General features: G+C 69.9%; 19 protein-coding genes and 2 pseudogenes. 13 read left to right on the top strand and 8 right to left on the bottom strand.

Annotated features, from left to right (window positions below):
- On the bottom strand, positions 1–268 hold a 268-nt coding region (locus tag ABT342_RS36775), incomplete at its 3' end, for a transposase (RefSeq protein ID WP_502965678.1).
- A 106-nt stretch (positions 269–374) separates the two neighbouring features.
- The gene (locus ABT342_RS36770; RefSeq protein ID WP_351583503.1) at positions 375–1,241 is read right to left on the bottom strand and encodes a helix-turn-helix transcriptional regulator; all 867 of its coding nucleotides are present in this window, start codon (positions 1,239–1,241) and stop codon (positions 375–377) included.
- A 154-nt stretch (positions 1,242–1,395) separates the two neighbouring features.
- Between ABT342_RS36770 and ABT342_RS36765 the strand changes: the two are divergent.
- Both ABT342_RS36765 and ABT342_RS36760 read left to right on the top strand, forming a co-directional pair.
- Positions 1,396–2,163: pseudogene (locus ABT342_RS36765) on the top strand (NAD-dependent epimerase/dehydratase family protein); the annotation flags it as partial.
- 435 nt (positions 2,164–2,598) lie between these two features.
- Positions 2,599–2,868 (top strand): hypothetical protein, encoded by a 270-nt coding sequence (locus ABT342_RS36760; protein ID WP_351583508.1) that lies wholly within the window; start codon positions 2,599–2,601, stop codon positions 2,866–2,868.
- Positions 2,869–3,063: 195 nt separating this feature from the next.
- Here the strand turns inward: ABT342_RS36760 and ABT342_RS36755 are convergent, their stop codons facing one another.
- Positions 3,064–3,690, bottom strand: a complete 627-nt coding sequence (locus ABT342_RS36755; protein ID WP_351583500.1) for a type III effector protein — start codon at positions 3,688–3,690, stop codon at positions 3,064–3,066.
- A 129-nt stretch (positions 3,691–3,819) separates the two neighbouring features.
- Here ABT342_RS36755 and ABT342_RS36750 point away from each other — a divergent pair, with 129 nt between their 5' ends.
- From ABT342_RS36750 to ABT342_RS36735, 4 genes are all read left to right on the top strand, one after another.
- Positions 3,820–4,251: an Hsp20/alpha crystallin family protein gene (locus ABT342_RS36750; protein WP_351583497.1), complete on the top strand. Its 432-nt coding sequence runs from the start codon at positions 3,820–3,822 to the stop codon at positions 4,249–4,251.
- 98 nt (positions 4,252–4,349) lie between these two features.
- Positions 4,350–4,745, top strand: a complete 396-nt coding sequence (locus tag ABT342_RS36745; protein ID WP_351583494.1) for a DUF2267 domain-containing protein — start codon at positions 4,350–4,352, stop codon at positions 4,743–4,745.
- A gap of 66 nt (positions 4,746–4,811) precedes the next feature.
- Complete coding sequence (locus tag ABT342_RS36740) at positions 4,812–5,255, top strand: DUF2267 domain-containing protein (protein WP_351583491.1); 444 nt, start codon at positions 4,812–4,814, stop codon at positions 5,253–5,255.
- A gap of 252 nt (positions 5,256–5,507) precedes the next feature.
- Positions 5,508–6,485, top strand: coding sequence for an L-threonylcarbamoyladenylate synthase (locus ABT342_RS36735; RefSeq protein WP_351583506.1), 978 nt, complete (start codon positions 5,508–5,510; stop codon positions 6,483–6,485).
- A gap of 324 nt (positions 6,486–6,809) precedes the next feature.
- Here ABT342_RS36735 and ABT342_RS36730 read toward each other — a convergent pair whose 3' ends face one another.
- Positions 6,810–7,451, bottom strand: coding sequence for a carbonic anhydrase (locus tag ABT342_RS36730; protein WP_351583487.1), 642 nt, complete (start codon positions 7,449–7,451; stop codon positions 6,810–6,812).
- 337 nt (positions 7,452–7,788) lie between these two features.
- Between ABT342_RS36730 and ABT342_RS36725 the strand changes: the two genes are divergently transcribed.
- The 3 genes from ABT342_RS36725 (at position 7,789) to ABT342_RS36715 (ending at position 11,060) form a co-directional block, all read left to right on the top strand.
- Positions 7,789–7,983: a hypothetical protein gene (locus ABT342_RS36725; protein WP_351583483.1), complete on the top strand. Its 195-nt coding sequence runs from the start codon at positions 7,789–7,791 to the stop codon at positions 7,981–7,983.
- Between the two features lie 362 nt (positions 7,984–8,345).
- Positions 8,346–9,077 carry a YhjD/YihY/BrkB family envelope integrity protein gene (locus ABT342_RS36720; protein ID WP_351583480.1) on the top strand — a complete coding sequence of 244 codons (732 nt, stop codon included), beginning with the start codon at positions 8,346–8,348 and terminating at the stop codon, positions 9,075–9,077.
- Between the two features lie 132 nt (positions 9,078–9,209).
- Entirely contained in the window at positions 9,210–11,060 is a 1,851-nt protein-coding gene (locus ABT342_RS36715) for a glycoside hydrolase family 15 protein (RefSeq protein WP_351583478.1), read from the top strand.
- Between the two features lie 120 nt (positions 11,061–11,180).
- Here ABT342_RS36715 and ABT342_RS36710 read toward each other — a convergent pair whose 3' ends face one another.
- Positions 11,181–12,095, bottom strand: coding sequence for a universal stress protein (locus tag ABT342_RS36710; RefSeq protein WP_351583476.1), 915 nt, complete (start codon positions 12,093–12,095; stop codon positions 11,181–11,183).
- 209 nt (positions 12,096–12,304) lie between these two features.
- On the opposite strand from ABT342_RS36710, the gene ABT342_RS36705 reads away from it, so the two are divergent.
- Both ABT342_RS36705 and tpg read left to right on the top strand, forming a co-directional pair.
- Positions 12,305–12,478: a hypothetical protein gene (locus ABT342_RS36705; protein WP_351583513.1), complete on the top strand. Its 174-nt coding sequence runs from the start codon at positions 12,305–12,307 to the stop codon at positions 12,476–12,478.
- Between the two features lie 206 nt (positions 12,479–12,684).
- Positions 12,685–13,275 (top strand): telomere-protecting terminal protein Tpg, encoded by a 591-nt coding sequence (gene tpg / locus ABT342_RS36700; RefSeq protein ID WP_351583474.1) that lies wholly within the window; start codon positions 12,685–12,687, stop codon positions 13,273–13,275.
- A gap of 78 nt (positions 13,276–13,353) precedes the next feature.
- Here tpg and ABT342_RS36695 read toward each other — a convergent pair whose 3' ends face one another.
- The gene (locus ABT342_RS36695; RefSeq protein WP_351583471.1) at positions 13,354–13,764 is read right to left on the bottom strand and encodes a hypothetical protein; all 411 of its coding nucleotides are present in this window, start codon (positions 13,762–13,764) and stop codon (positions 13,354–13,356) included.
- A 126-nt stretch (positions 13,765–13,890) separates the two neighbouring features.
- On the opposite strand from ABT342_RS36695, the gene ABT342_RS36690 reads away from it, so the two are divergent.
- Entirely contained in the window at positions 13,891–14,139 is a 249-nt protein-coding gene (locus tag ABT342_RS36690; protein ID WP_351583468.1) for an integrase core domain-containing protein, read from the top strand.
- A 225-nt stretch (positions 14,140–14,364) separates the two neighbouring features.
- Positions 14,365–14,811, top strand: coding sequence for a hypothetical protein (locus ABT342_RS36685; RefSeq protein WP_351583465.1), 447 nt, complete (start codon positions 14,365–14,367; stop codon positions 14,809–14,811).
- 123 nt (positions 14,812–14,934) lie between these two features.
- Here the strand turns inward: ABT342_RS36685 and ABT342_RS36680 are convergent.
- Both ABT342_RS36680 and ABT342_RS36675 read right to left on the bottom strand, forming a co-directional pair.
- Positions 14,935–15,996, bottom strand: a pseudogene (locus tag ABT342_RS36680) (relaxase domain-containing protein); the annotation flags it as partial.
- A gap of 394 nt (positions 15,997–16,390) precedes the next feature.
- Positions 16,391–16,644 (bottom strand): hypothetical protein (locus ABT342_RS36675; protein WP_351583462.1); only part of this gene is annotated, 254 nt, incomplete at its 5' end.

Here is a 16,644-nt window from a genome sequence, read left to right as displayed (position 1 = left end):
CGTCCTGCATCTTCCACGCGAGCCGGGCCCGCACATGGGACGGATCCCACGGGCTGGAGGTGATGAAGTGGGCCAGGGCCTGCCGGTTGCCGTCCACACCGAGCCGGGCGGCCATCGGCTCGACCGACTTGCGCTGCCCGTCCAGAAGCAGCCCCCGCAGGTAGACCTGCCCCCACCGACGCTGATCGTTCCGCGTGAACGGCTCGAACACATCCGCCGCGAAGTCCTCCAAATCGCACCGGACCGCGGCCAGCTCCTCAGGCGTCACACCCGATCAACGGAACAACCGATCATCCAGACACGCCACCGACGGATGAACCTGACCAAGCCCTACTAGCACCGTGCGCTCGATCGCGGGAGACGGGTCCGTGCCGTCAGGGCTCGTTGGCGCCCTGACGGGCCCTCGGTGCCATGTCCTGCAGGCCCACCACCCGCAGGAGCCGGAGTCGTTCGTGGGATTCCGTGCCCGGGCGTGCCGTGTGGAGGACGAGGAGATGGTGGTTCTCGTCGTTGAGGAGGACTTCGCAGTCCAGTTCAAGGAGGCCCACCACGGGATGTTGGAAGCGTTTCGTGGTTGCTCGGCGTACCGCGACCTCGTGTTGGCCCCAGAGAGTCGCGAATTCGGCGCTGGCTGCACGTAGTTCGGCCACCAGGGCAGCGGGAGCCGGGTCGGCCGGGCGGGATGCCGCCACCGCGCGCAGGTTCGCCACGTGCACGCGTGCGTGCTCCTCGCGGTCTTCCGGAGGGAAGATCTCGCGCGTGGTCGGGTCGAGGAAGTAGCGGCGGACCAGGTTGCGGTCCCTCGGCGGGCGGGCCGAGGCGTCGCCGGAGAGTGCTTTCGACAACGCGTTCTGCGCGAGGACATCGCCAAGGTCGGTGACCACGGCGGCGGGCGCGTCGTGCAGGCGGTCCAGGACGAGGAGGAGGCCGGGGCGGACGTGGCCGGACGGGACCTCGTGGCGTGGCGGCACCTCGCCGGCCAGGTGGAACAGGTGGTCCCGTTCGTCGTCCGTCAGACGCAGGGCGCGGGCCAGCGCCGTCAGTATCTGACGGGACGGACGCGGGCCCCGGGACTGTTCGAGGCGCGTGTAGTAGTCGGCCGACATGCCGGCCAGCGAGGCCACCTCCTCGCGCCGCAGACCCACGGTGCGCCGCCGGGCGCCGGCCGGCAGGCCCACGTCCGAGGGATGGAGGCGGGTTCGGGCGTGGCGCAGGAAGTCGGCGAGTTCGGCACGGTTCACCCCTCCAGGGTGGCCCGGACCGCCCGGCTTATCCAGGGACCGGCGGTCCCCTGATCTGAAGGTCCCTCCCGTTGGGCCCGGTCCGGTCCGAGGGTGGTGGTGCCGGATCGTGAGGCATCAGGTCGTGAGGCATCAGGTTGTGAGGAGAAGGATCGTGTTGACACTGGTGACGGGTACGACGGGGCAGGTCGGGCGGCGCTTCGTGCCGCGGCTGCTGGCGCAGACCCAGGCGGATGAGCGGGTGCGGGTGCTGGTACGCGACGCCGCGCGCGGGGAGCGGTTCGCGGAACTGGGCGCCGAGGTCGTGCTCGGAGATCTGCGGGACGACGAGGCCCTCGGCAAGGCGGTGGCCGGGGTGGACGCGGTCGTGAACGTCGCCGCGTCCTTCCGCGGGGTGCCCGACGAGGAGGCGTGGGCCGTCAACCGGAATGCGGCGGTGGGGTTGGGGCGGGCCGCGCTGGCCTCCGGTGTACGGCGATTCGTACAGGTCAGCACCGGGGTCGTGTACGGCACTGGGCGTGGCCGTCCGATGACCGAGGACGACGAGAGCCGGCCCGGCGGCGAGCTGTGGGGCGCCTACCCGGAGTCCAAGGCAGCCGCCGAGCGGGAGCTGCTGGCGCTGGAGGGAATGGAAGTGCGCATCGGCCGGCTGCCTTTTGTCTACGGCGACGGCGACCCGCATCTCGCCCAGTCGCTGCGCTGGGCCGCGAACTGGGCACCCGCCCAGCGGCTGCAGATGGCTCATCACGTCGATGTCGCCCAGGGGCTGATGCGCCTCCTGTACGCACCGGCGGTGACAGGCCCCATCTACAACATCGCCGACGACTCACCCGTCACAGCGGTTGAGCTGCACCAGCTCAACGGCGTCGAGGTGCCTGCCGACATGCACACCCGGACCGACCCCGACCCGTGGTTCGGGATCTCCCGACTGGGCGAAGCGGAAGCGCTTCCTGCGCTACGCCAGTCGTCCCCGCTGCACCGAGTGCAGGGCGGCGTTCACGGACGAGCGGTGGCAGGCGGTGGAGCGCACCGGCTGGGACGCCCTTCCTCAGGAGCACTATCCGACCCTGTGCGGGGACTGCGACCAGCGGCAGGAGATCGACTGGGAGGAAGCCTGGCCGGGCGATCCGATCCGCCGGGACCAGGACGAGGAGGGTCAGGAGCAGGACCAGGCCGTGCCCGAGCAGAAGACCATCGGCTGGCTCTCGCGCCTGCGCCGCTGAGCCGGGCAAGCCGCCGGCGGACGCGGGCAAGCCCAAGGCCACCCTGGGCAAGCCCCGCGCCGCCGGCGGCGGGCAGGCGCGATGGGTACACGTACCGGGCCCGGCTGTCGGTGGCGGCTGGGAGGCTGAGCCCCATGGACAGGGATGAGGAGCTGCTGCGCGGCCGGGTCTACGGCGCCGACCACGACCACCCGAGCCCGCGCCCGCACCGCGACTACGCCGAACTGGTCGGCGGCCCGCTCGACGGGCTGCTGCTCGACATCACCGGCTGGAGCGCGGACGAGATCCAGACCGGCGTCGCGCTGACGACCGAGCTCGGGCAGTTCGGCGCCGGCGGCCGGGCCCTGTACGACCCGCGGCCCGGCGAGCGGAACCGCTGGGACTGGTCCGGCGACACACCCTGACGCCGTTCCGGGCACGCGCGACTTCGGCTGACGAGACGACAGCGGGGCCGGCAGGATCACCCTGCCCGGCCCCGCTGCCCGTTCCCGGCTGTTTACCGGCTGAGGCGGATGCGCGGCCCCCACGCGAACTCGAGGTCGTCCCGTACCGGCCGTGCGAGGCGGGCCTGCTGCCCGGCCTGTACCCGCGCAGCAGGGTCAGGAGGGGGTGAGGGTGTCGAGCCGGGCGGCGAGGTCGGGGTGGGTGGCGGCCAAGTGGGGGCGGGTGGCGGCCAGCGGGTCGATGAGGGCGGCGGGATCGTCTTGGGCGAGGGCCGCGTGGAGTTTGTCGAGTGGGCGGCGGGCGGCTGCGGGGAGGTCGGTGAGGGCGGTGATCTGGCCGGCGAGGCTGCGCAGGCCGGCCGCGTTCGTGCGGGCCCAGGCGGCGGTGGTGCGCGTCGCGGCGCGGGCCTGGCGGGTGGCGGTGACGCGTTGTTCGCCGGTGGTGCCGGTGGGGCCGGGGCGGCCGCGCAGGTAGCGGCGTTCGGCGGCCTGGCGGCTGGCGACGCCGAGGGGGTGGGCGAGGTCGGCCCAGCTGGCGCCCGCGTCGCGGGCGGTTTCGATCAGGCCGGTCTCCCATCCGGCGAGCTGCTCGCGTACCTGCCGCAGCAGCATCAGGGAGGCCAGGGCCTGCTCCGCACCGGGTCCGGCGCCGGTGTCGGGGGCCTCGTCCTGGGCGTCGCGCAGGGCGTCGTCTATGGCGATCAGGGCCGCCGCGGCGGCGAGGAAGGACGCCGGGCTGTGGGCGTCGGTGCTGGTCGTGGGCGGCTGGTCGGCTGCGGTCATGGGCACCTCCTCCGGCTTGTCATCGACTCGACGACATCATGTTTGTCATCCATTGGATGACATGTTACAACGGTGTCAGTGCAGCGCATTGGCAGCAACTGCCGACAAACCCGCTGGAGGTGTTTCACGATGTTGATGCGCACTGACCCCTTCCGTGAGCTGGACCGGCTGGCACAGCAGCTGATGGGCCCGGGCACCTGGTCCAAGCCGTCGGCGATGCCGATGGACGCCTACCGCGAGGGCGACGAGTACGTGGTGGCCTTCGACCTCCCCGGCGTTACCGCGGACGCGATCGACATCGACGTCGAGCGGAACATGCTCACCGTCAAGGCCGAACGCCGGCCGGTGGCGAAGGCCGACGACGTGCAGATGGAACTGTCCGAGCGGCCGCTGGGCGTCTTCTCCCGCCAGATCGTCCTCGCCGACACCCTCGACACCGAGCACATCCAGGCCGACTACGACGCGGGCGTGCTCACCCTGCGCATCCCGATCGCCGAGCGCGCCAAGCCCCGCAAGATCTCCATCGGCGTCGGCTCCGGCCGCAAGGAGATCTCCGGCTGACACCGGCCGGACCGGTGCGGAGGGGCGGGCGCCTGATCTCCCCCTCCATCCCGCCCTCCGCACCCACGGACAACCTGGGCGCGAAGGGGTGACGGCCGATGACCTGGCGACGCGAGGCGTTCTTGGAGCATGTGCGGGAACGCGGCGAGTACGAGACGCTGAACGAGACGGAGCGCGCGGCCCGCGTGGTGCTCGCCCTGCTCGGAGCACACCTGGTCGGCGACGTCCGCGCCCAGCTTGCGGCACGCCTGCCGGAGGAATTCGCGCTGATCCTTCTCAACCCGCTGCAGAGCGCCGAACCCCTTCCCCCGGAACGGTTCGTACGGGCCACGGCGGCCTGGATCGAGGGCGCCACCGAAGTGACGGCGACCTGGGACGTCAGCGCCGTACTGTCCACCGCCGCCGACGCCGCCGGCGAGGACCTCCTGGGCCAGATCCTGCTCCAGCTCCCCGCCGGCTACGACCTCCTCTTCGGCCGACCCCAGCCCACCTGACCACGACCCGGGGTGGGTGCCATACCGGTACCGCCCCGGCCTGCTTCACGAAAGGCATGTATCGCAGTGATCACCGACGTGCGCGCACCGCAAGGGCACCAGCAGCCGTACGGGACGGCGTATGAGCAGATGCTGGAGAAGGTCCGCTACGAGGGCGCCTACCCCACCCGCGAGCGGGCCGACGAAGCCGTCCGCCTCGTCCTCGCCGGACTGGGACGCCAGCTGACCGGCGACGAGCGCGTCGACCTGGCCGCCTGCCTGCCCCTGGAGGCCGCACGCGTCCTGACCGCGCAGATCCCCGACACCCAGCAGCTGACCGGCTGGGCCTTCGTCAAGGACCTCGCCACCCGCTCCGGCGCCTCCCTGGCCACCACCCGCTGGGACACCGGCTCCGTCTTCGCCGCCGTCAACGCCCACGCCGGACCCGACCTGATCACCCGCATCCTGGCCCAGCTCCCCACCGGCTACGCGCTGCTGTTCGGCCGCGCGGAACTCCATCCGGCCGCATAGAGGCCGTGTCCTGTCGGCGCCGGGAGCGTTGGGCACGTGACGCGTGCACGGGTCGTCAAGACCCCACGGGACTCGTGCAGGTCAGCGGCCCCCGGCATCGCGCCCGGCGCCCGGGGCCGCAGCACGTTCGGGAACCCGAACTCGTTCGGCCCCACCTATTGGCCACCAAGGGCGTCGGCTTTCCTCGGCCTTGGGGCGATGGAACTGCGCTGATATTGATCATGACTGTCGCCGGTCTTTCGTGCTCGTAGGATTGCGAGGGTGACCAGTGACATCGAGAAGGCGGCCGGTGTGCTGCGCGCTGGCGGCTTGGTGGCCCTTCCGACCGAGACCGTTTACGGTCTGGGCGCCAACGCGGAGGACCCTGCCGCCGTCGCGCGCATCTTCCAGGTCAAGGGGCGTCCACCCTCCCACCCGCTGATCGTCCACATCGCCAGCGCGGCGCATCTCGACGACTGGGTCCAGGACGTGCCCCCGGCTGCCCGCCTTCTGGCCGAACACTTCTGGCCGGGACCCCTCACGCTGGTCCTGCGCCGTGGGCCCCGTGTGCCCCTCGAAGCGACCGGTGGCCTTCAGACGGTGGCCGTGCGCGTGCCCGACCACCCTGTCGCGCTCGCACTGCTGTCGGCCTTCGGCGGCGGCATCACGGCCCCGTCCGCCAACCGCTTCGGCTCGGTCAGCCCCACCACCGCGAGCGACGTCCGTGCCGAGCTCGGTGACGGGGTCGACTTCGTGCTGGACGGCGGCCCCTGCGAGGTCGGCGTCGAGTCCACCATCGTCGACGCCACCGGCGAGATCCCGAGCATCCTGCGGCCCGGCGGGGTGACGCGCGAGGACCTCGAAGCGGTGCTGGGGCGCCCGTTCGCGGTCCCCTCGACCAGCCACGTTCGGGTGCCGGGCCAGCATCCGTCTCACTACGCGCCCCGTGCGCGGGTCGTCCTCGTCGACCCCGAGAAGGTCGTTGCCGAAGCGGAGCTGGCACAGGAGCTGGGGCACCAGGTGGGCGTCTTCCTGCCCGCAGCCTTCGCCGACGCCCCTGTGAAGGCACACGCCGTGGTGGCCCTCCCCGCCTCGATGTCCGGCTATGCGCGGGGGCTGTACGGGTTCCTGCGCGAGCTCGACCAGCAGGGGTGCGACCTGATCGTCGCGTCGCTGCCGGTGGAGGAGGGGCTGGGACTGGCGATCGCGAACCGGCTCCGCCGCGCCGCGGGGCCCCGGCCCACCGTGTGACCGGCACCGACGCCGTGCCCTCACTGCTCCCGCTCGTTGGGGCTGTGAGGCCCGCGGGCGGCTCGGGACGGGGCTCAGCACTCTGGCAGGCCAGACACAGCTCGTGCCGCCCCTAGTCAGTGGCGACCGTTCCCCATCCCCGGCACAACGCAGTCCGCGCCCCGCGCCAGGTCGGTGCGGGGCGCGGGCGTTCAGTCTGCTTCGTGAGCCATCAAGGTGCCCTTCCGAGGGTGATCAAGCGGCGAGCCCGACGGGGGTCCTCTCCACGTATACGGAGGTCCACCAACCGCAGCGAAGCATGCTGAGCGATCACGGCCGGGGCAATCAGGACGCGGTGGGAACCGCCGCGTCGAGGCCGCGGGCGGCGACGAGCTGTGCGCTGCCGTCGGCCAGCCGGTAGGACAGCCCCACCACGCCGAGGCGGCCGTCGGCCACCGCCTCGGCCAGGACGCGGGAGCGTTCCAGCAGCAGGTCCACGGTGTGCTCGATGTGCTCGGCCAGGATCTCTTCGGCGCTCTCGCGTCCGGCGGCGCGGGCTGCCAGCACGCTCGGGGTCACGCGTTCGACGACGTCACGGACGAAGCCGCCCGGCGTCTGCCCGTTCTCCAGGGCGGAGCAGGCCGCGGCGACCGCGCCGCACGAGTCGTGGCCGAGGACGACGACCAGCGGCGCGTTGAGGACGCTCACGCCGAACTCGATGGACCCGAGGACTTCCGTACCGGCGACGTGCCCGGCGGTGCGGACCACGAACAGGTCGCCCAGGCCACGGTCGAAGATGATCTCGGCGGCCAGCCGGGAGTCGGAGCACCCGAACAGCACGGCGAAGGGCTGCTGGGACGGTGCGGTCTCGGTGCGGCGGGTGGCGTCCTGGTTCGGGTGCTCGGGGGCACCTGAGACGAAGCGCTGGTTACCGGCCATGAGCAGGTCAAAGGCGTCGCGGGGCGTCGGGGTCTGGGTCTCGGTCATGGCCGCAGCCTAGGACCCGGCATCAGCAGTCGCACGGCCTGGTCCTGCCGGAACGTGCCCGGGACAGGCCAGGCTGACTCTCTCGTCAACCCCCAGACGCCGGGCGAGGGCGGCCTCGATGCCGAACCTCAGCGAGCGGCGCTGCTGCGCCGCCCTGTACGGCCACCGGTTCAGAGCCTCCGCGTTTCGGTGGCAGGGGCGCGCATGATGCGCCAGTTGGTGCGTGGTGCGTGGTGCGTGGTGCGTGGTGCGTGGTGCGTGGTGCGTGGTGCGGTGATGGCGTGGACCAGGACGACGACGGCCTGCCGCCCGGCCCGCCCCGGACCCATGCCCCGGCGTGGCGGACCTGATCGGCCGCCCAGCCGCCGAGATGCCGCCACGGAGGCAGCCGCCCGAGCAGATAGCTGGCCGCGAACGCGACGACCGCGGTGACGACGACGCCCATCACGACCACCGCATCCCGATCGCGGACAGCTGCTCCATCCGCTCCGGGGACAGCGTCGCGGCGCTGGACGCTGGCACGGTGAGGTAGCTGAACAGGGCACACCGATCTTTCGCCGACATCGTCCGGGTGTCCGCCGTGCGAGTGATGCGTGAGCGCATCAACACGCCACCTGCGTTGCAGGATTCACCGTCCTTGCCGCATCGGCCCACGCCCATGGGAGGGACATCAGGCCGGTGGCACCGGCCCGACGTCTCGGACGGCTCGTACACGCTCGCAACGCCGCACTGCAGGAACATCGGCCGAGGATCGTCACGTGCTAGTCGAGTGGCATGGGTTCTTCCAAGGATCACGACGGGGTATCGCGGCGTCGGCTGAGCCGGAGGCTTCCACTGGTGGCGACGCGCGCAGGGTGGAGAGCAGTCGGCGAACTGCAATTGATGAATCGTTGCATGGTGTTCGCCGCACTCTGCTTCCTCGCCCTCGTGCCGCTCCTGATCGTTGTTGCGGCGGCCGACCCGACGCAGGCGGCTGGCTTCGCGCGCTGGCTCGGCAGGGGCTTGAGCGCGTCCACGACGGCGCAGCGTGAAATCCAGGAGTTGCTTGCGCCGCCACGACGTGCGCTGAGGGAAACGACCGGTCTGGGTCTGGCCGCTCTCACGATCTTCGGTCTGACGTTCGCCGCTACGGTGCAGGCCGGCTACGAGAGGATGTGGGGACTGGCGCCGGCCCGAGGGTCGGCTTCCCGGCCCTGCCTACTGGGTGGCCAACTCCTGTGGCTCTGCCTCCTCGTGGGCTATCTGCTCATCTTCACCAACACCCCTCTGCGTAGGCAGGACTTCCTGTCCACGCCCCAGGGGACATCGAGTGCCGTTCTCGTCACGCTGTTGTTCCTCTGGGGATCACAGAAGTTCCTCCTCGGCCGCAGGGTCGGCTGGAGAGCTCTCCTGCCCGGTGCGGTCGCGACCTTGCTCGGCATGCTCGGCCTGCGCTTCTTCTCCGAGCACGTGTTCTCCCCTCTGATCGTGAGCCAAGCCCTCGCCTACGGCCCGATCGGAACCGTGCTGATCATCCAGTCGTGGCTCGTCGGCGTCGGGTTCGTCCTCTACGGAGGTGCGTTCGTGGGCCGGGTTCTGTACGAGCAGCCGACGCGTCGGGATGCGCCGTGTCGGCAACGCGACTGACAGGCGGGCGCTGCCCGGCCTGTCAACACGGACAGGGGCACGTGGCAGCCCACCGCACGATTTGCCGAGACGGGGTCTACGGTGCCCGTGAGGAAACGGACTGGGCTCGTGCTTAGTGGGTACACCTGGTATATGAGCGAGTGGCGTCCTCTGACACGCCATGCGGGATACCTGCCGATCGCTGACCACGGACTGGTGGGCGACGGGCGTGGCTGTGCGCTCGTCGGACGCGACGGCGGAGTGAGCTTCATGTGCGTGCCCCGCTTCGACAGCCCTCCGCTGTTCGCGGGCCTGCTCGACCGGCACCGAGGCGGCACGTTCGTACTGGGGCCGGATGAGGTGAGCGAGAGCAGCCAGCACTATCTGCGCGACACGGGTGTGCTGGTCACCGAGATGCGGGGGCCGCACGGGACAGCTGAGGTGACGGACGCCTTCCTGCTCCGGTCCGTTGCCCGCCTTGAGGAGGACTTTCGTGCCGGCCAGGGCATCCTGCTCCGCTGGGCCAAGGTGACCAGCGGCACCGTCCGTCTTCGCGTCCTCGTCGACCCTCGCCATCACCGCCCGGCGCGCATCGACCGGTACAGCTGGAGGCTGGCATGCCCGGAGCGGAGGCCGTCGCCTCGTATCGTCACCTCCCGCCCGTTGCCCGGTCTCGACACCACTGTGATTCTGGAAGCGGGCGAAGATCTCACGCTGGGGCTGTGCTGGGGGAACGAGCATCGGCTGGCGGGTCGTGCTGTCGAGGAGCCCGACCGTGAACTCGAGGCGACCGCGAGGGCGTGGCGGCGCTGGACGGCCCAGGTGGTGGACGATGTGCCGTGCCCCGGTCTGGTGCGCCGCTCGGCGATCACTCTGAAGCTGCTCGACCACATCGAGAACGGTGCCATCGTGGCCGCGCCGACATCGTCCCTCCCTGAGACCCTCCATGGATCGCGCAATTGGGACTACCGCTTCTCCTGGATACGAGACGCGGCCTACGGGGTCTTCGCGCTACGGCGCATCGGACTGCCGATGGAGGCCGAGGGCTTCGTGCACTGGGCGCTTACCGCGGTGGAGCGCAGCGAGCGCCCCCTGGTTCTGTACGACCTCGATGGCATGCCGCCGCCCGCCGAGGTGGAAGACGACGTCCTGGAAGGATATCGGGGCTCCGCCCCGGTGCGCTGGGGCAACGCCGCCGCGGACCAAGTGCAGCACGACGTCTACGGGGAGATCCTGGACTGCGCCTTTCAATGGGCCGCCACCGGGGGCCGCTTCGACCACGCGCTGTGGGAGCAGCTCGCCGGCCTGGCCGGACAAGCAAGTACCGCCTGGAGCCGCCCGGACCACGGCATCTGGGAAGTGCGCACGCGCGGACGGCGCTTCACGTACTCGGCCGCGATGTGTCAGGTGGCCCTTGACCGGGCGGCACGGCTCGCCCGCCGACTGGACCTGCCCGGCGACCCCGACGGATGGAGCCATCAGGCCGAGAGCCTTACCCGCCGCATCCTCACCGATGCCTGGGACGAGGAGGCCGGCGCTCTCACCGAGCACCTCGACGGTGGCGGCGCTCTGGACGCATCACTGCTCGCACTGCCCCTGCGGCGCGTGCTGCCCGCCGACCACCCGCGGATGGTCGCCACCACGCGGGCGATCGCGGACCGACTCGACGCCGGTGGCGGTCTGCTGTACCGCTACCTGCCGAAGGTCTCCCCTGACGGGATCGACGAACCCGAAGGCGCCTTCCTGCTGTGCAGCTTCTGGATGGTGGACAATCTCGCCGGACAGGGACGCACCGACGACGCCATGGAACTCTTCGAGAAACTGTGCGGGTACGCCAGTCCGCTTGGCCTGCTCCCCGAGCAGATCGACCCGTCCGACGGTTCCTTTCTCGGCAACTTCCCGCAAGGCCTCAGCCACGTCGGTCTGCTGTCCAGCGCCGTCGTGCTCGGCCGCACCGAACGCGGTGTGCGGCCAGAGCTGTCCACTCAGGCATGGTTCGGATAGCTGCCGCCGGAGATCCGACCGGCCGACGGCTCCGTTGGGCCCAGAGCAGCGAGTAAACACGGTTCACCGGGCGGGCCCGCGTGTGCCGCCTGGGCCGTTCATGTCACGTGGCCTGTCGCGTCAGCGGCTGCCGCCCGGCTCCACGCTCCCTTGATGCGCTGTCGGCACCACGACTACGGGGCACGCGGCGGTATGCAGCACCTCACCGCTCACCGAGCCGAGCAGCAGCCGCTTCAGCCCGGTGCGGCCATGAGAGCCGACCACCAGCAGGCTCGCGTGACGCGAGGCGTCCACCAGAGAGTGTGCGGGCCGGCGCCGCTCGACGCGCACTCGTACGTCCAGGTCCGGGTGCTGGGACCGGTATGGGGCCAGCACTTTCTCCAGCGCCTCGTCAGCGCTGCTCGAGACCGCTTCGCCGGTGGCGAGCAGGGGCCCGCTGGGGCCGGCGGCAAGAAGCTCGGGCCGCGTGTCCGCGTACACCACCTCGAGGGCAGCGTGGCGGGAGTCGGCCGCATCCAGCGCGAACTTCATCAACCCCGACGGCAAGTCCTCCACATCGACACCCACCACCACCCGGTTCTCCTTCGGCTCTGCGCTCTCCCCCGGCCTGACCACGAGTACGGGGCACGCGGAGTGCGTGGCGACCTGCAGACTCACCGAGCCGAGCGGCAACCTGGGGAATCCTCCCGTACCCCGGTGGCCGACAACGATCAGCGACGCCTCGGAAGACCGGCCGATGAGCGCCGGTGCCGGAGACCCGGACACCAGGTCCGGCACGACCTCCAGCTGCGGAAACTGCTGAGCCATTGCCTCGGCAAAAGGAGCGATCACGCGCTCTGCTAGTTCCACATACGTCGGTGTCCTCCCGACGGATTTCGCCGATCCCGCGGGCAGCGGCCATTCAACTGCATGCAGAATGCGCAGGACAGTTCCGCGCCGAACAGCCTCCTCAGCGGCGTGGCGCACGACCAGCCGCTGTTCCTCGGCGTCAACCACTCCCACCAACACAGAGCCGCTCACGCGCTGCTCGTCCACGGCCGCCTCCTCTCGCGCCGTACGCGTCCGGACCCCCGAAGCCCTGCACCCCTCCGCGATACGGTCTGGGCCCGATGAAGGCTCGTCTCCATCACACAAGCCGACTTCGACCACGGCAACCTGGGCATCATCGCGCGTTCGAGGTTCCCGTGATCGGGCAGAATCCGGAAGAGAAGGTTCCGCTCATTCGGACCTCGGAGGTGTGGTCCATGGAATGGTGGGTCTGGCTGCTCCTGGTGCTCGCAGTGCTCGGCCTGCTCGCCCTCTCGGCACTGACCGTGCAGGCGCGGCGCCGCTATCTGCGGTTCGCCCGCCACTGGCCCTGGACCGGCGTGATCACCGACGCCCTGGCACGGCTCGAAGCTCTCCCGAACCCCGGCTGAGCAGCACGTTCCCGTCCCTGCGAGCAGCATTACCCCGACCGGAGCCGTGGAACCCGGCGCCCACCCGACGCGACAGCCGGGCCATCAGCCTGGCTGCCACCAGCCCGAACAGCCGAAACGGCCCGCCGAAAGAACCGACGGACCGTCACGAAAGATCGAGGCTAACGCCGACTCTGTCCACAGGCCCGGTCCCACACCCTGCGGCTATGGCAATCAACAACTCAGAGCAGCCGGCCCCGGGCCGCGGCAAGGTCCTGGAAGCCCTCGCGCAGGCAGAGAGGAAGGTCTTCACCCGGACGGCGCCGAAATCCGCAAAGGCCCAGATGAAATTCCTCCTCACGTGCGCGAAGGGCTCGACCAAGGCCCTGGCCGAGCGCCTGGGTGTCTCCCGCCGCACGGTGGAGCGCTACCGCGCCGGGACCCTGACGACCCCGCAGAAGCGACTACAGGCCGCCCTGGTGGAGGAGACCGAATCCGAGTGGCAACCGCAGTTCAGAGCCCAGGTACGCGAACAGGCGTCCACCACCAGCGGCATGATGGTGGACGTCACAGCGTACTTCGGATTCGTCGGCAAGGGCAGCTCGGACGACGGCCGCGAGCGCTCCATCACCACGGACATCTCACCCACCTACGCCAAGCAGATCCTTGAGCTCCAGGCAGCCGGAGCGACGGAGGAGGACCTGCATCCGCTCGTCGCCGAGGCCATCACCGAGTCCTATTTCACGGAATGGGGCACCCGGACCAAGGGCCTGCGTGCGGATTTCACACACGTTGTGTCCATAGAATTCCGGTTCTGACACGGCCGAATTCCGGAGCTGCTATAAACCATATTCGTGAGCCGAAGCATGAGAGTTGACACAAAGGGAGGTGTGTTGTCACTCGAGGGCATCTTCCGGCAACTGCAGTGGTTTGGGCCGGAGCCCGCCTGCACAGGCCAGCACTTCTGTCGCTGAGGAGTTCAGGAAGATCGTGAACACGGACGTCCTGTCCACGGAGTCGATGAGACCGGTACGCACAAGCTCTTCCCCGGCATGCCGGAGGATGTCGACAGAGGCGGCAAGGCCCCCGACTGTGTGGCCACGCCGAGCAGCTGTGCGGATACGAATCGCGAACACACCCGCGTGCCGACTGGCGGGGACCAGACCGTCCGAGATGTCGAAGGTGCCTCCGGCAACCAGGACGTCACGGGCAGGTCCGCATGCCGGGGTCTGTTCCCGAAGCATGGCGATGAGATCCTCGCGAGGAATGCTGCGCACCGGCACCCGTACGACCCAGGCGTCGCCCATGTGTGACAACTGCAGCGCCTCTCTGGTGACAGCCCGACTGCTTCGACCTGCTTCTTTCGCAGGCTATCTGGTGCCGGCGGTGACAACCACTGAGCCTCGGCACAATTCAGGAATCGAGTATAGGAGTTGGGGCTGCGACAGAGCTGCGGACGCACCGGATCGTGTTTCGACAACGCCGCAGCGGAGAGTTTCTGGGCCCTGCTCAAAGAAGAGACCGGAACCCGGACCTGGCCCGACCGGGCCACCGCCCGAGCCGAGGTCTTCACCTTCATCGAGACCTTCTACAACCGCCGCCGCCTGCGCAAGCACAAGACCTTCGGCTACCTCACACCGTCCGAGACCAAACAGCGGCATCAACACGCCCTCGCGGCATAACGAACGAGTGTCCAAGTTCACGGGGAAACTTCACACACCGGGTTGACGGCGGCCTTGGTGCGCAGGCCAAGCAAGGGGGCGCTGGGGCGACGTTTTGGCCCCGGTCTCGATGCTGCAGGCTGCGGCTTCCCACCGTGCATAGGGAGGGCGCCTGCGACGGTGGTGGTGGCCCTTCGAGGCCGGACCGCGTGCCCGGCCGAATTCTGGCGGGGTTAGATTCTGGTCATGACAGCAGACGCGCACGAGATAGCCTTCCGCGAGCGAGCGGACCGCATGCAGACCCGGGGGATCTTCCTGCTCATGGTGGCTGGCTGCATCTGGCTGGCGCTCGCCTACCAGTTGTTCGCCCCCTTCAGCATTAAGCGGGACGCCAATGGCAGCATCGAATGCGCCTCTCGGGTCTTTTACGACGACGGTGACGACGACAGCCGGCAGTCACGCAGGCAGACGTACGAGGATGCCGAAGGGATCCGGTGCGCCATCGCCCGCGATCCCGCCGACATGCTCGGCCTCTTGTTGCTCTCGCTGCCGTTGGCGGCGGTCGGGATCTCCCAGTACACCTCGGGCGCCGTGTCCCTGGCCCTGCGCCATCACAAGGACGAGCTTAGGCACCTGAGGTACGCGCGGACTACCGAACCGGCCGAGCCCGCCGGGGAAACTCCTCCAGCGTGACCCTACGGTTGGGCGGGGCCGGGATCGGCCGCGAACTCAGCCTGTTCTTCCTTCGGTGTCCAACGCGTGCCTTCAGCCGGGCTGCGACGGCTTCGATCCTCGGGTCCGCGGGCGGCATGTTGGTCATGCGATTCCTCCGGTGGGTGGTGTCCGTCCCTGTGCGGGCTGGACAGGCTGCTGGGGGCGCGGCGGCGGGGCCGTCGCCGGGGCGGGCTGTGGTGCAGGGCTGTGGGCGGCAGCTCGTTCGCGGATGCCTGCCTGGAGGCGGGCGGCCATCTCGGCGGCGGCGGCCTCCAGCGTCCGGCTGGTCTGCGCCGCCGCGGCGACGTCCGTCATCGGCTCCAGGTCCCGGCCGATCCTCCGCCCGGGGCGGGGGCTCAGAGTGGTCGGCACGGTGACGGTGTGCGGCCGGGGCCGGGAGTTCAGGCGGTCCGCGCGGCGGAGCGCATGGACGCGGGCGGTCAGTGCGGCAGCGGCAAGACGGGCTCGCTCGTACGGGGAGGCGGCGCGCTTGCGGGTCAGCGCGCGGAGCACGGCCTGGTCCTCGGTGTCGTGCGGGTACAGGGCGCTCAGGTCGGCGGTCATCATCCGGCCCCGGCCCACCGGGCGGGTGTAGCCGTCGATGGCCGCCTGGACGATCTGTTCGTCCAGGCCGCGCTGATGGGGTCGGCCGCGCAGGGCGTAGGAGAGGTGGCGGCGGGCCTCGGCGAGGAGGTGGCGGTGCGCGAACGCACCGCGCATCACGTACACCACGGCGATGGTCTCGACGGCGGCCAGGGCGACGTCGACGACCGGGCGCACCCGCGCCCAGATCGCTGCGGCCGCTGCTCGGGCGCGCTCCGCCAGCCGTGCGACGACGTCGGCTCCGTACGCTCGGGCCGCCGATTCCCGCCAGGCGGCGCGCAGCTCGGACAGCGACCGCAGTTCTGTGCGCTTTGGCGAGCGGGTCTGGTCGGCGGCCTGGCAGGCGAGCGCGTAGGCGGCCTGCTCCCCCGGTGGGTGCCCCTGCCGCTCCTGGTACTTGGCCGTCAGGACAGGGAGGGCGTCCTCGATCTGCTGGCGGCGGGTGGACTGCCAGCCGATGAGCCGCTGGTCGATCCCGGCGATCTCCATGACCGGGCGGCGGCCGGGTGTCACCTCGCGCGGTTCCCACGCCCACCCGAGTCTGGCCGAGACCTCCTCCATGATGATGGGCTTCGTGTGATGTGCATGGGGTGTGCGTCATCGGTTTTCACTGGTGCTGGGCTGGGGTGCTGGGGTGTCGTTTTGCTGGTGAAGGACGTTGTCGTTTGGTGGGTGGGGTGTTTGTCGCTCCTGTGTGATGATCTGCGGGTTTTTGTCGGTGGTGGTTCGTCATTGTGATGTCAGTGTGGTGGGTATCGGGTTTCTGCTGTTCAGCTGGTCGTGGTGAGTGGTTCGGGTGCTGACATGGATGCCGATCTGGGGCTGACCTTTTTGGCGATGTTGCAGGTCATTTGGTTGCCGGTCGGTATGGCGTGGGGTGTGTTGTTGCTGGTCAGGGCTGTGGTGGCAGGGGGCTGGGTGCTGACAGTTGGGGAGGGGCAGCCGGTGTGGCCTTCTACGGTGTCGGTTTCAGGTTGTAGCGGATTCCTGTTGCGGTGAGGCGGAGTTGTTCGCCGCCTTGGGCCGCGATGAGGGGGAAGAGTGGGTTGTCCGGTGCGCGGTTCTTGAGCTGTCCGTGAATGCCGGCGGCGCGTATGAGGCAGCGCGCCCAGGCGGGTAGAGGGTAGAGCTGGCATTGGCGGTGGGCGGTGCTGTCGTGGACTTTGACGGCGGTTGCCGTTTCGTTGATGTCGATGCCGCGGATGAGTG

Origin of the sequence: Streptomyces sp. NPDC000410, assembly GCF_040300305.1 — a bacterium.
Classification (GTDB): domain Bacteria; phylum Actinomycetota; class Actinomycetes; order Streptomycetales; family Streptomycetaceae; genus Streptomyces.
Note: the sequence above shows the minus strand (reverse complement) of the source record. Positions and strands in the feature narration are given on the sequence as shown.

Coding starts and splice junctions, on each gene's coding strand:
- tpg (WP_351583474.1), top strand. CDS start 12,685: ATGGCAATCAACAACTCAGAGCAGCCGGCCCCGGGCCGCGGCAAGGTC.
- ABT342_RS36760 (WP_351583508.1), top strand. CDS start 2,599: ATGGACAGGGATGAGGAGCTGCTGCGCGGCCGGGTCTACGGCGCCGAC.
- ABT342_RS36755 (WP_351583500.1), bottom strand. CDS start 3,690: ATGACCGCAGCCGACCAGCCGCCCACGACCAGCACCGACGCCCACAGC.
- ABT342_RS36695 (WP_351583471.1), bottom strand. CDS start 13,764: ATGGGCGACGCCTGGGTCGTACGGGTGCCGGTGCGCAGCATTCCTCGC.
- ABT342_RS36720 (WP_351583480.1), top strand. CDS start 8,346: ATGGTGTTCGCCGCACTCTGCTTCCTCGCCCTCGTGCCGCTCCTGATC.
- ABT342_RS36745 (WP_351583494.1), top strand. CDS start 4,350: ATGACCTGGCGACGCGAGGCGTTCTTGGAGCATGTGCGGGAACGCGGC.
- ABT342_RS36730 (WP_351583487.1), bottom strand. CDS start 7,451: ATGACCGAGACCCAGACCCCGACGCCCCGCGACGCCTTTGACCTGCTC.
- ABT342_RS36685 (WP_351583465.1), top strand. CDS start 14,365: ATGACAGCAGACGCGCACGAGATAGCCTTCCGCGAGCGAGCGGACCGC.
- ABT342_RS36750 (WP_351583497.1), top strand. CDS start 3,820: ATGTTGATGCGCACTGACCCCTTCCGTGAGCTGGACCGGCTGGCACAG.
- ABT342_RS36705 (WP_351583513.1), top strand. CDS start 12,305: ATGGAATGGTGGGTCTGGCTGCTCCTGGTGCTCGCAGTGCTCGGCCTG.
- ABT342_RS36715 (WP_351583478.1), top strand. CDS start 9,210: ATGAGCGAGTGGCGTCCTCTGACACGCCATGCGGGATACCTGCCGATC.